Here is a 12,717-nt window from a genome sequence, read left to right as displayed (position 1 = left end):
GTCACGCCCTTAACATTCGCAGCACCAACAACCATGACAGCTGAAGCCTTAAATCTTTATTAATTACTGTAACCAAAATGCGCCTCAGCTGCCTCAAAGGATCACCTCCTCCCGCCACCGTGCGGGATTTTTCATTTGGAGAGACCCATGACCTATTACCAGCATTGGAAGAATGTCCCCGAGCGTCTGTGGCGATGGCCCGACTTCTCACCAGCCGAGATTGCCTGCCGGGGTACCGGTAAGCTACTCGTCAACGAGGACGCACTCGACAAATTGCAGGCACTGCGCCGCGCGCTGGGGCGGCCGATAATCATCAATTCCGGATATCGCAGCCCAGAACACAACAAGCGTGTTGGTGGTGCGGCGAAATCGATGCATCTTGAGGGGCGGGCGTTTGACATTTCCATGGCCAATCATGATCCGGGCGAGTTTATAAGGGCAGCACGCGCGGCAGGCTTCACAGGTACTGGCACCTATCCGCGCTCGAACTTCGTCCATGTCGACACCGGCTCGCCGCGCGGCTGGGGCGAGCCCTTTCCCTCCCGCCCCTCCCGCTTCGCCATCGACACGATCCCGGCCCCTGACCGCCTGAGCGAAGACAAGGCTCTGCGTGCGGCCGGCATCGCCGGTGTCGGCACCGTTGCTGCAACCGGCACGGAGCTGGCTCAACAGGCGCTGGCCGAGACCCAAGAGGCACTGGCACCGCTGCTGCCATGGATTTCCAACGCCCGCTGGCTGTTCATGACCCTGGCGATGGCAGGGGTGGCATTGGTGGTCTGGACGCGCATCCAGGACTGGCAGCGAGGTCGCCCGTGATCGCGGTACTTACGGCTGCGTTGGGTAACCTCTGGCGGCGCGCCCTCCCTTGGCTCGCGCCCGCCGCCGCGATCCTTCTCTTCTCCATTGGCGCCCGACGCAGCGGCGAGAGCGCGGGCCGAGCTGCCGAGCGCCTGAACAACCTCGAAAGGACCAACGATGCGCGTCAAAGGATGCTGGACGCCGGTGCCGATCGCCCTCGCAATCGCGATGATCTTGCTGACCGGTTGCGCCGCGGAGATTTCTGACCACGCCGCCTGCCCGCCAATCGCTCCCTATTCGGCAGAGGCACAGGCACGCGCGGCGTGGGAGCTCGACGCCCTGCCAGCCGGAACGGTCATCGAGGGGATGCTGGTCGACTATCACGTCCTGCGGCGGCAGGCGGCAGCGTGCACGGGATGACCGGATCGGGCAGAATTTACATGGGACGCACTAAGCGGCTTGACCGCAGCTCCACGCCCGGCGGGATTTAGGAATTCACGCCTCAGATAAGCCGCAGAAATCCGCTGCGCACCAATGATCGCGCGAAGGTCCCCGGGCAGTCCCGCGGGGGAATGGGCAGAGTTGCCCACGGCAGCCCTTGCTTTGCAGCCAGCTGGCTCTTGGTCACAATGGGCGGAAAGCGGTCTGGCGGCGATGCAGCACCGCATTAACAGCGAACCTCAGAAAGCGGGAATCGGTGCGCGGCGCAGCGAGCCACCGTGGTCGTGGGCTCATTGGGACCTGATCGCGCCGAATCTACCTGTTCTTCAACATGTTCCTCGGAGCCCATCGCGGACACTCGGGAGATGCACATTAGATGCCTCGCCGCGGCAGGTCAGACAACCGCAACCATGCTGGCAGCTCGGGAAGGTGATCCCTGTGGTTACCCCCCTTGGTTTAACTTACCATAGACATTATTAACTTTCGTGCACACAATCGTTGGGCATAGTGCCGAGATCTTGAACCGACGCTGAAGGAGTGCGCTGCGTGCCGATTGTCTTATCTTCGATTAACCTGAAAGGCGGCGTCGGGAAAACGACGATCGCTGTAAACTATGCCGCATACTGTGGAAATAAAGGTCGAAAAGTTCTTTTGTGCGACCTGGACCCGCAAGCCAATGCCAGCTTTGGCATGATCGGGGTGGAGGGGTGGGAGTCCCATGTTGCAAAAAAAGGAACAGTAGCTGATCTGTTGGGGGCTAGGCGACACAAGAACGCGCAAGGTGTAGCGCGAGGTTTCAATGATGTCGTGATTAAAAACGCATGGAACAATGTGGACCTAATCCCTTCTCATCTTGACTTGTTTACCGTCGACCTCGACCTAGCCGGCATTACCGCTCGCGAATTTCAGCTAAAGAAGTCATTAAAGGACCACATCGAAGATTATGATATCGTTATATGCGATTGCCCACCAAACCTTACACTGCCAACGCAGAATGCGCTGGCAATCAGCACCAACTACACTGTGCCGGTTTCGCTTGACTATCTGTCAGTGCTTGGAATTGGGCTTCTCTTGAGCCGTATCAGCTCACTATCCGAGGATCTTGATGTTGACCTGACAAATTCTGGCATAATTATCTCAAGGGTTGGCAGGCCTGCAAAGCATCGCGCCGAAACTGAAAGTGTGGTTCGCGGCGAGTTTAATGGGGATGTTCTGTCTGGTAAAATAACTGATCGAACAGCAATAAGCGCCGCAATGGAAAAAGCACAGTCAATATATAGCAGCGGAGATCAGTCAGCGATTGCCGAGTTCAACCATATATTTTCTGAGCTTGATCAGAATTTGGGGATCAAATGAAAACGCATGAACTCGCCAGAGCCCTTACTCACTTGGCCCGCGTTCTGCGCGCCGGACCAAACATTGAATTTGATGACTTGACCAATCTTTCCACCTATATATCTCATCCGAAACCGTCAAGAGTAGTTCGTGAAGGCCCCGAAAAGCGAGACGATCTTGAAAAAGGCACCGGCCTAGCCTTATTAGCGGAAATGGCGAGTTACAGTAAGCAAGAGTTGCTTGAGCTCACCGCTCAATTGGGGATTCCTATTGAGGTTAGGAAAGCAGATGCCGTTCGTGACGTCTTGGGAAAAACTCTAAAGTATATTCAGGATAATCCTGATTTCCGCGAGCGCATGGTACATAGCGCGACGACCAAGGGAAGTGAGACGCGAACCTCATCTCTTGCCCGAGCATTGTCAATCTTGATGAACCAACCATAGCCCTATGGATAATGAAATACTTGCAAACGCCAGGACTTTTCGGGATGATCTTGGCCCGAGATTTACCACCAACCTTGCAGCAGTTTCTGGTCATGGCGGCAATATTCTGGATGAATCTTATGCGCGCCTCACGGTATTGCACGCGTGGCGTGTGTTCGTACTCGATGAAACTCTGTCTTCTGATGCGCTAGGATTTTATTCCGAAGCGCAAAATGACGGCCTCACATCATCTGTTTTGATGTCCGCTGGCATGTGGCGCCCTGCGATGAAGTCACTTCGCAGTATGATCGAGAATATTTTGCATTGCCTGTACTTTAACGACCATCCAGTCGAGTATAGGCTGTGGGACGCTGGCAAGTATCGGCCGACATTTAAAGATTTATTCGATTACTTCTTGGCTCATCCAGATATATCAAGTCTGCCTGAAAATATTAAGGGGGTGCCAGACCTGAAGACACACTATCGGTATCTGTCAAACGTGGTCCATTCCTCTGCACGAGAGTTTCGCATGACCAGTGAGGTCGAAAGTCTTAAGCTGTGGAATATAACAGCTGACGGAGTTGGGAAATGGAATACAATGCACAAGAAAGTTCTGCGTGACTCCAATCTTCTCATTTTGGCACTTTTGGCGGTCCATTTGAAGGGCGCGGCGCGGAAGGGGCTTCGAGAGGCATTGTCGATCGCAATACCAACCACACGTGATTCTGCAATAAAGGCGTCACTGGGAGTGAAAATTATACGATAGAGTTTCTCGACGAACGTTCTGAGAAGATCAAACCATCTCGGAAAGGATGGCGGTTTGATCACTTACACTGCGCGCTTGCACAGAAATTAAGTTTAGCTAGATTTCTAAAGCTGCGTTCTTGTGCAAATGCTAGGCGGTTCTCCCTGTCCCGTTCGCGGCCATCTTGACTGGCCTTCTTGCTGCGGAGCGATAAGAACGGCAGCTTCCGGAAATATGCGGCAAAGCAGCATAAGTCGAGGCCGACCGTCCGCTATGGGCCGCTTGCGTTTGCCAATCGACGGAACATGTTTCTCAGCGCCTGGCCTTTCTCAAAGCACCGGATCATCAGGTGTCGAGACCCGGGGATTGGGTCCGCACAGTGCGATCGCCTGCGCCTCGATTGCCAGCTCGCAGACACGCAAGGGGCGCGACGCTGATGTTAAGCGGAACAAGCCTTGGCCATGCGGACTTTCCAGCATCGAGCTCGCCACCGAGCGACAGGTAGCGAGGAAAGGTAAACCAGCGGAAAACAGAACAGACTGCTTCTTAGTTCTGCAGAGTCGCTTATCAGCAACAATGCCAGGTGGGCGGGTCGCAATGACGGATGGCGACCTCTTGCGGATCTGCCTCTGCCGCCGAATACTTGTGACAATTCCGCGCGCGATCCGCCGCACGGCATAATCATTGGAGAACCAGATGGACGCGTTCAAGCCCACCTGTATCGCTGCCAGCCTAGCCGCCTGCCTCGCTGGCACCCCCGTCTTGGCACAGGTCATCGATGAGACGCCGCGCCTCGCCGTCATGTCGGCCTTCGATCCGGAATGGGCGGTTCTCCAAGACGGCGTGCAGGACGCCGAGACTCATGCCATCAATGGTAGCCCTTTCGTCACTGGCAAGCTCGAGGGGCAGGATGTCGTGCTGGTTCTGTCGGGCGTTTCGATGGTTAACGCGGCGATGAATACGCAGATCGCGCTCGACCGGTTCCGTGTCGAAGGGATCATCTTCTCAGGCATCGCGGGTGGCGTGGATCCTGAACTCACAATTGGCGACGTGGTAATCCCGGAGCAATGGGGCGAATATCTTGACGCGATTATGGCGCGTGAAACCGCGGATGGTTTCAGCATTCCGCCATGGATGTCATCGAATTTCGAGCCGATGGGAATGCGCCATGTTCGCAATCAGACCGTGCTGCGCGAGGGCTTGGATGAGCCTGAAACCCGGTTCTGGTTCCCGGTGGATGAAGATCTGCTTGAGACTGCTCGCGAAGTCGCGACTGATCTGTCGCTGGAAAAATGCGCATCCGAAGGCGATTGCCTCAGCAAAGCGCCACGGATCGTGGTAGGCGGAAATGGCGTTTCAGGCGCGGCGTTTGTGGACAATGCCGACCTGCGGGAATGGGCGTTCGATACGTTCGACGCAAGCGTACTCGATATGGAATCTGCTGCGGTGGCGCATGTCGCCTGGGCCAACAACGTTCCTTTCATCGCCTTCCGCTCCCTGTCAGACCTTGCAGGTGGCGGTGAAGGTGAGAACGAGATGAGCACGTTCATGGGCTTGGCCGCGCGTAACTCCGCAGAGGTGATGCGCAGTTTTCTCGCTGCCCTCAAGTAAGCGCCGGAGCAGGAGAGCTACCGACTTGGCGCGGGCGACCATCGCGTCCACGTCGTCGACGGCAATATAAATCGAATTGCCGCCAGACCCGGAACGAAAGGTTCGTAGAAGCCCCTTCTTCGTCCGATAAGGACCACATGCAACTAAAGTCCATTGCATATGCCAGCCTGAATGTCGATCAGCGGGTGGCAGTAACTTCGCGGTCGGCACCGGCCAGGGTTTCAGAAAGCAGCTCCGCAGTCAATTATCAGGACCGTGTCGATCCGTGCGCACCTTATCTGTCGACGGTATGACAAAAGGAATTGCCGCAAGGATAACCAGCACTATGAAGGTTGCCAAAACCGCGGTGGCTTCCAGGCCCAACCCTGCAACCACGCCTATGCCAGCAGTGGCCCAGATGTTTGCCGCTGTTGTCAAGCCTTCAATCTGATGTTGTGACGCGCGGACAATAATCGCACCAGCGCCTAGAAAGCCTATTCCTTGAACAATGCCTTGGAGGATGCGGGACATGTCAGAAAGCGGCATCCCGCTCTGGAGTGGACCGATAACAAACAGCGCTGCGCCCACGGCGACAAGCATATGCGTCCGAATACCTGCACTTTTCGCTTTAAGTTCACGCTCATACCCCAGAATTCCGCCCAGGATCGATGCGAGTCCCAGGCGGAGTGTGATACGCGTCAACGTCGAAAGGTCCGGGATATCAGCAAATTCACTTCTGATCGTTGTCCAAATTTCTTGCATCGGAATTTCAACCTTATATTGCAAGCGCCCAATTTTCGTCTGATTAGTGAAGCGTAATCCGCGCGGCCGCTAGCCTTCACCCCTGGCTCCGGTTGCACGGTCTGGAACCGAGGCATCAACAGTGCCGCCTGCTTCCCCGCAGCGTTCGCGGGACAATCCCTCGATGGCAATTCCTGCGGTGAAGCCGTGCAGCAGGGTCGAGACAAGGATCGCGAAGCCAACCAGTGCCCAGAGCCGCGCCTCGTCCCAGAACTCGATCTGGCCTGCGGCGTAGGCCAGATAGTAGATCGAACCCACGCCGCGCACGCCGTAGATTGCCACCACCCACCGGTCGCGACCGCGGATATGGGATCCAGCAAGCGACAGCCATCCCGCTACCGGCCGCACCACGACAATCAGTGCCAGCGCGATTGCAGCGTCCGGCAATGTCAGCCCGGTCAGCAGCGTCGGAAGCACCGCGCCCAAGCCGACCAGCAGCACGGCCGTCAGCGCATGTTCAACAGCCACGGTGAAGTCGTGCAGGCGCCGGTGAAACTTGTGGCGGGGCTCGACCCGACGCAGCACAAGGCCCATCACGGCCACCGCGATGAAGCCGTAACCCTCGGCAAGTTCGGTGGTGCCATAGCACAAAAGCACCCCGGCCAGCGCCACGACCCCCGACGCGGTATCGGCGAGCGTCGCACCCCGCGGCAGCACGAACAGCACCTGGCCGAGCACCCAGCCACCCGTCGCGCCCATCGCCGCGCCCACGGCGATGCGCCAGACCACGTCCTGCATGAGCCAATCAAAGCCCCACATGCCAAAGGTCAATCCCTGCGCGGCCACGGCGATGCCGAGATAAACAAAGGGAAAGGCCAGTCCATCATTGAGCGCGGCCTCGGTAGTCAATGCAAAGCGCACGGGGTGTTCGCCGCCCTCCAGCGGCGGACCGACCTGCACGTCGGCAGCCAGCACGGGGTCCGTCGGCGCCATCACGGCACCCAGCAGGATCGCGCCCCCCACCGTCATGCCCGCGATCGCATGACCCATCACTGCCACGGCGAGGATCGTCAGGGGCATGGCGAGGACGAGGAGGCGGAGCGTTGGTCCCCAGCGGCTGAGACTCGACAGGCTGTCGATCCTGAGCCCCGTGCCGAAAAGGGCAATAATCACGGTGATCTCGGCCACGATCTCCCACGGACCGGGGGTGACGCGCGGGTCCGGCACCTCCGGCACGCCCGGCACCAGCGCGAACGCCGCCATGCCGAGCAGGATCAGAAGGCCCGAGGCCGCAGGCTCTCGCCGGGTGACCCAGCGGGGCAGCCAGTAGGCCAGGATGATCGCGCCGCCGACCGCTGCCAGCGCGAGATGATAACCGGAGAAGCCGAAGAAAGCCTCGTCGTTCATGGTGAAGGCCTCGTGGCGACTCCGGATTGGCGAGCATGCGGGGTGGCGCTGGGCTCGTGTAGTAGTCTTCAGCGAGCGATAGAGTTCCCGGGCGTCCAAGATCTGAAGGTCGTTTCTGACCACTCTCGCTGTGTCGCATCACAGCCTCTACCTCCACGTCCAGGTGCCACATATTGGATTCGCTCGATCAGCTCGATTTTGTTGGCGAGAGAATCCATGCGTCGGAGGTCCTAGAAGATGATGCAACTGCCACTCATCGACGGTTGCATCATCTAGCGTAAAAACAGGGTCAATGTTTTCGCGTGCTTCGTCGATTTTCCTTTTACAGAACGGCGCGCGCAACGCGGAGCATCTGAAGAAGCTCGTAGTTCGAGTCGCTCAACCGAACGACCTGTCCGTTCACAACAGCGTAGTTTTCGTCTTCACCCAGCTGCGGCAGACGGTAGAGGTCGATCAGTTCATCCTGTGTCAGGGCGGCAGTCGGGGCGATCGTCGTACCTGGCACAACGTCTGGCACCCGTGCCATCTGGTTCACCAGAAGCAGGGCGTCCTGATCCTTTTGGCCGAGCAGGACTGGCAACCCGTCAATGAGACCATACCGCTTGCCATCGGGTGCGGGTGCGAGATCGAAGAGCGCTGCAATCTGATCCGATTGCAACAGCAGAAGCGCTGGGTCCGGGTCGACCCCGGCTTCGGCTTCGGAACTCAGCCATTCGTCACGACGCTCGACCCAGATCGTGTCGTATCTCTCCTGATCGTAGGATGCCCATTCATTATAGGTTACGCCTTTCTTGGCCAGACCGGGCGGGACGCAGGGTGGATCTTTCTTGGCAAGGCCAGGTGGGCAGTTGCGGTAGGTGATCAGCTCATCCTCAGGGATATCGGCTACGAGCAGCTGGGGGGTCACCAAGGCGAGGGCCGCCGCGCCCAGCATGCGCTTCATGTCACGACCTGTGGGGGCCGGCGTCGCGACGATGCGACTGAAAGCCGCTTCCCGCTCTGCCATGGTGAAGGCGCGGCGGCCCGTGTCGCTTTTGCCGCTCGTCTTGAGCTTCGGTCCACCCGCATGATCGGGCTTGCCGTTGCCTTTGCCGGGGTGATCGGCTCCCTTGCCCGGCTTTGCATTGCCCTTGCCCGCGAGGGCTTTCCCCTTGCCTGGGGCGCCCTTACCGGCGTTGCCATGACCCTTCTTGAGCCCCTTGTCATGACCGTGTCCTTTGCCGCTGGAGTCCTTGGCCAGCCAGAGCTGTTCACCATGGACCGTTCCGATGCGTGCGATGTCGCCCTGCGCCGGGAACGGGTCGGCCGCGAGGTGTGTCGAGGTCAAAACCAGCGCGACTGCGCTGCTGATAAAGAGATTGGTCATGTCAGACGCCTTTCGTTTGGCAGTTCAACGCCACCATCCAACGACGCGTTGTAAGCGTCCGGCCTGACCGCTACCCGCGCCATTTCCAAGGCAGCAGGTCATCGACCTTTGTGATCTTGTAATCAGGGATACGGGCCAGGGTGTCGGCGAGCCAGGCATGGGGATCGATGGCGTTGAGCTTGGCTGTTTCGATCAGGGTGTAGGCGATGGCGGCGGCCTTTCCACCTGCCTCGGAACCGACGAATAGGTAGTTTTTCCGCCCGAGGGCGATGGCGCGCATGCCGCGTTCGGCGGCGTTGTTGTCGAGCTCGAGGATGCCGTTGTCGAGGTAGGGGCGCAGGCGTTCCATCCTGGTGAGGGCGTATCGGATGGCGGCCGCTAGCGGGGATTTCCCCGAGATCGTGGTGAGTTGCATGGCCAGCCAGACTTCCAGGTCATCGAAGACCGGGGCGGCATGTGCCTTACGGAGTTCGGCGCGGCGGTCCGGTGGCGAACCTCGGGCTTCCTTCTCGACGGCATAGAGCCGGGCGATGCGGCCGATGGCCTCCTCAGCGATCGGCGAACCTTGCGATCGGTGGATGTCCACGAACTTGCGCCTGACATGGGCCATGCAGGCGACCTCGCGGATGGCGCCGGAACGGTAGAGATCCTCGAACCCGGCATAGCCGTCGGCATGCATCCAGCCGCGGAAACGGGCCAGATGATCCTTGGGGTGCTGACCCTTGCGGTCGCCCGAGAAGCGATACCATGCGGCAGGCGGAGCATCGCCATCCCATGGGCGCTCATCGCGGGCATAGGTCCAGAGCCGGGCCGTCTGGGTCTTGCCGGTGCCGGGCGCCAGCATCCGCACCGGCGTATCGTCGGCGAAGATCGCCTCGGCCGACAGGACATGGCGCCCGATGGCCTCGGCCAGTGGCTCCAGAAGGGTGGTGGTCTTGCCGACCCAGTCGGCCAGGGTCGATCGGTCGAGATCGAGCCCTTCGCGGCCGAAGATCTGGCTCTGGCGATAGAGGGGGAGATGGTCGGCATACTTGCTGACCAGCACATGGGCCAGCAGACCCGGCCCGGGGCGACCGCGCTCGATCGGGCGCGACGGCAGCGGGGCCTGGACGAAGCGTTCGCAGCAAGCGCAGGTCAGCCGGGGGCGGACAATCCGGTTCACGATGAAGCGCCCAGGAACATACTCCAGCTCTTCCGTGACGTCCTCGCCGATCCGGCGCAGGCGACCGCCGCAATCGGCACAGGCATCGGCGCCGGGCATCAGTTCCACCTCCATCCGGGGGATATGATCCGGGATCGGACGGCGCTTGGGTTTGCCCTTCTCCTCGATGTCCGGCAGACGCATCCGCGCCGTCATCGCGGCGGCCGCGATCTCGCTGGCCTCAAGAGCCAACTGAAGCTGTTCTGCCGTCTCCGAGGACGCGCCGAACCGGTGTGCCCGGTGCCCGGCCAGTTGGTGCCGCAGCTTCTCGATCAGGATCGCCTGCGCCTTCACCTCGGCCAGAAGCCGCGCGGTGAAGCTGCGCAACTCCTCGGGATCTTCCGGCAGGGTCAGGGTCTGATCGAGCATGCAAGGAGTTTATCCCACGGGATTCCTTATGGGAATCATTCTCTTGTGGCCCCCCCCCTGATTATCCCGCTGCCAAGGGCCGCCACGTTCGCTCCGGGGCACGCCAGTCGATCCCTTCCAGGAGCATCGACAACTGCGCCGGTGTCAGCGCCACCTTCCCCTCCTTGGCCGAGGGCCAGACGAACCGGCCCCGCTCCAGCCGCTTCATGAACATGCAGGCCCCCTGGCCATCCCACCAGATGACCTTCACCAGATCACCGCGACGGCCGCGGAAGACGAAGAGATGCCCGCCGAAAGGATCCTGCTTCAGCACCGCCTCGGCCTGCGCCGCCAAGGAAGCAAAGCCCTTGCGCATGTCGGTGACCCCGGCAGCCAGCCAGACCCGCGTGTTGGCCGGAACCGGGATCACGCCGAAAGTCCCCGGATCAGCCGCGCCAGCGCCTCAGGATCATAGCTGCCGCTGATCCGCATCCGGTGACCGCCCGCCAGCTCGATCTCGATGTGGTTCTCGGCGGCAGGTGCCGCCGGAGTAGACCTGGTCTCCGCGACGATCTCTACGGGCAGAAACCGCGCCTCCTCTGCTGGGGGCGCAACCGAGGTGGGGTCCGGCGCATAACGGGGATCGCGCAGCCACTTGAAGATCAGGTTCGCGTTCACCGCGTAGCGCCGCGCCACCTGAGCCACGGAAACGCCCGGCGCCGCCGTCTGGAAACAGATCGAACGCTTCTCCTCATCCGTCCAAAGTCGCTTCGTCCGACGCGCCACGCCATCACCATAGTGTCCACTATCAATGGTGGACACTATCCGCCTCTTTCACCACGCGGCAGGGCGGTCAGGCCGGACGCTTACGACGCGTTCCGCCCCTCTGGCGCTGAGCATGAACGAGAACATGGAGGTTGCGCGGCCGGCGCTCCACCGTCTCGCGTTTTGTTGAGTCAGTGTTGAGTCGTTTGCGGACAGCAAAAAACCCCGCGTTGAGGCGGGGCGTAAGGTGCTGATATGTGGTAGTATTTTGGTTGCGGGGACAGGATTTGAACCTGTGACCTTCAGGTTATGAGCCTGACGAGCTACCGGGCTGCTCTACCCCGCGCCATTTGTGTTTTGGCGTTTTTTTATCGTTCGAGAGATTTGCGTTTCTTTTCAGATCTGGCGGTGACCTACTCTCCCACGTCTTGAGACGCAGTACCATTGGCGCGACGGCGCTTAACGGCCGAGTTCGGGATGGGATCGGGTGTTTCGCTCGTGCTATGTCCACCAGATCGGAGAAGAAACGCTCAGCGTTCCGCGTGACATGCGGGTTGTTGTCCAAGGATGCTTTTGGAAGCGGGGATCGTTTTTTTGCGATCTGGCCACTTCCGGATCAAATCAAGCCTATCGAGCCATTAGTACCGGTCAACTGAACACATTGCTGCGCTTACATCTCCGGCCTATCGACGTGGTGGTCTTCCACGGCTCTCAAGGGATACCTGGTTTTGAGGGGGGCTTCACGCTTAGATGCCTTCAGCGTTTATCCTGTCCGTTCATAGCTACCCAGCACTGCCGTTGGCACGACAACTGGTCCACCAGTGGAACGTTCACCCCGGTCCTCTCGTACTAGGGGCAACTCCTCTCAAGTATCCTACACCCACGGCAGATAGGGACCGAACTGTCTCACGACGTTCTAAACCCAGCTCACGTACCTCTTTAAACGGCGAACAGCCGTACCCTTGGGACCTGCTCCAGCCCAGGATGAGATGAGCCGACATCGAGGTGCCAAACGATGCCGTCGATATGGACTCTTGGGCATCATCAGCCTGTTATCCCCAGCGTACCTTTTATCCGTTGAGCGATGGCCCTTCCACTCGGGACCACCGGATCACTATGGCCGTCTTTCGACTCTGCTCGACTTGTCAGTCTCGCAGTCAGGCTGGCTTCTGCCATTGCACTCAACGAGCGATTTCCGACCGCTCTGAGCCAACCTTCGCGCGCCTCCGTTACTCTTTGGGAGGCGACCGCCCCAGTCAAACTACCCACCACGCAGGGTCCCGGATCCGGATGACGGACCGCGGTTAGACATCAAGAGTGCGAAGGGCGGTATCTCAAGGATGGCTCCACGGGAACTGGCGTCCCCGCTTCAAAGCCTACCGCCTATCCTGCACATCGCAATCCTGATGCCAGTGCGAAGCTATAGTAAAGGTGCATGGGGTCTTTCCGTCTAACCGCGGGAAGTCTGCATCTTCACAGACAATTCAATTTCGCTGAGTCCACATTTGAGACAGCGGGGAAGTCGTTACGCCATTCGTGCAGGTCGGAACTTACCCGA

General features: G+C 59.4%; 12 protein-coding genes, 1 tRNA gene and 2 rRNA genes (1 of these 15 cut by a window edge). 6 read left to right on the top strand and 9 right to left on the bottom strand.

Annotated elements, in window-relative coordinates; all coding sequences use genetic code 11:
• Positions 1 to 147 precede the first annotated feature (147 nt).
• The 6 genes from CYR75_RS00290 to CYR75_RS00270 all read left to right on the top strand — a co-directional run bounded on the left by CYR75_RS00290 (position 148) and on the right by CYR75_RS00270 (position 5,352).
• Positions 148 to 816: a YcbK family protein gene (locus CYR75_RS00290; RefSeq protein WP_101500774.1), complete on the top strand. Its 669-nt coding sequence runs from the start codon at positions 148 to 150 to the stop codon at positions 814 to 816.
• Between the two features lie 159 nt (positions 817 to 975).
• Positions 976 to 1,218, top strand: coding sequence for a hypothetical protein (locus CYR75_RS00280; protein ID WP_101498333.1), 243 nt, complete (start codon positions 976 to 978; stop codon positions 1,216 to 1,218).
• A 567-nt stretch (positions 1,219 to 1,785) separates the two neighbouring features.
• Positions 1,786 to 2,595 (top strand): ParA family protein, encoded by an 810-nt coding sequence (locus CYR75_RS00275; protein ID WP_158644534.1) that lies wholly within the window; start codon positions 1,786 to 1,788, stop codon positions 2,593 to 2,595.
• Entirely contained in the window at positions 2,592 to 3,017 is a 426-nt protein-coding gene (locus CYR75_RS15880; RefSeq protein WP_158644533.1) for a hypothetical protein, read from the top strand. The genes CYR75_RS00275 and CYR75_RS15880 overlap by 4 nt, the downstream gene beginning before the upstream one ends.
• A 4-nt stretch (positions 3,018 to 3,021) precedes the next feature.
• Positions 3,022 to 3,762: a hypothetical protein gene (locus tag CYR75_RS15875; RefSeq protein ID WP_158644532.1), complete on the top strand. Its 741-nt coding sequence runs from the start codon at positions 3,022 to 3,024 to the stop codon at positions 3,760 to 3,762.
• Positions 3,763 to 4,437: 675 nt separating this feature from the next.
• Positions 4,438 to 5,352 carry a 5'-methylthioadenosine/S-adenosylhomocysteine nucleosidase gene (locus CYR75_RS00270; RefSeq protein WP_101498331.1) on the top strand — a complete coding sequence of 305 codons (915 nt, stop codon included), beginning with the start codon at positions 4,438 to 4,440 and terminating at the stop codon, positions 5,350 to 5,352.
• Between the two features lie 240 nt (positions 5,353 to 5,592).
• On the opposite strand, the gene CYR75_RS00265 is transcribed toward CYR75_RS00270, so the two are convergent.
• The 9 genes from CYR75_RS00265 to CYR75_RS00225 form a co-directional block, all read right to left on the bottom strand.
• Positions 5,593 to 6,117: an MgtC/SapB family protein gene (locus CYR75_RS00265; RefSeq protein WP_225972767.1), complete on the bottom strand. Its 525-nt coding sequence runs from the start codon at positions 6,115 to 6,117 to the stop codon at positions 5,593 to 5,595.
• Between the two features lie 45 nt (positions 6,118 to 6,162).
• On the bottom strand, positions 6,163 to 7,479 hold the full coding sequence (locus CYR75_RS00260; RefSeq protein WP_101498329.1) for a cation:proton antiporter: 1,317 nt from the start codon (positions 7,477 to 7,479) through the stop codon (positions 6,163 to 6,165).
• Positions 7,480 to 7,801: 322 nt separating this feature from the next.
• The gene (locus CYR75_RS00255) at positions 7,802 to 8,845 is read right to left on the bottom strand and encodes a hypothetical protein (protein WP_101498328.1); all 1,044 of its coding nucleotides are present in this window, start codon (positions 8,843 to 8,845) and stop codon (positions 7,802 to 7,804) included.
• A gap of 70 nt (positions 8,846 to 8,915) precedes the next feature.
• Entirely contained in the window at positions 8,916 to 10,415 is a 1,500-nt protein-coding gene (gene tnpC, locus CYR75_RS00250; protein ID WP_101498327.1) for an IS66 family transposase, read from the bottom strand.
• A 61-nt stretch (positions 10,416 to 10,476) separates the two neighbouring features.
• Entirely contained in the window at positions 10,477 to 10,824 is a 348-nt protein-coding gene (gene tnpB / locus CYR75_RS00245) for an IS66 family insertion sequence element accessory protein TnpB (protein ID WP_018000156.1), read from the bottom strand.
• The gene (gene tnpA, locus CYR75_RS00240; RefSeq protein WP_101498326.1) at positions 10,821 to 11,216 is read right to left on the bottom strand and encodes an IS66-like element accessory protein TnpA; all 396 of its coding nucleotides are present in this window, start codon (positions 11,214 to 11,216) and stop codon (positions 10,821 to 10,823) included. The genes tnpB and tnpA overlap by 4 nt, the downstream gene beginning before the upstream one ends.
• A gap of 212 nt (positions 11,217 to 11,428) precedes the next feature.
• Positions 11,429 to 11,505 (bottom strand) — tRNA-Met (locus tag CYR75_RS00235).
• Between the two features lie 54 nt (positions 11,506 to 11,559).
• A 5S ribosomal RNA gene (rrf, locus tag CYR75_RS00230) occupies positions 11,560 to 11,674 on the bottom strand.
• 102 nt (positions 11,675 to 11,776) lie between these two features.
• Positions 11,777 to 12,717, bottom strand: a 23S ribosomal RNA gene (locus CYR75_RS00225); it runs 1,890 nt beyond the window's last position.

Source organism: Paracoccus jeotgali, assembly GCF_002865605.1.
Lineage (GTDB): Bacteria > Pseudomonadota > Alphaproteobacteria > Rhodobacterales > Rhodobacteraceae > Paracoccus > Paracoccus jeotgali.
The sequence above is the reverse complement of the archived record's forward strand: the minus strand, read 5'-3'. Positions and strand labels throughout refer to the sequence as shown.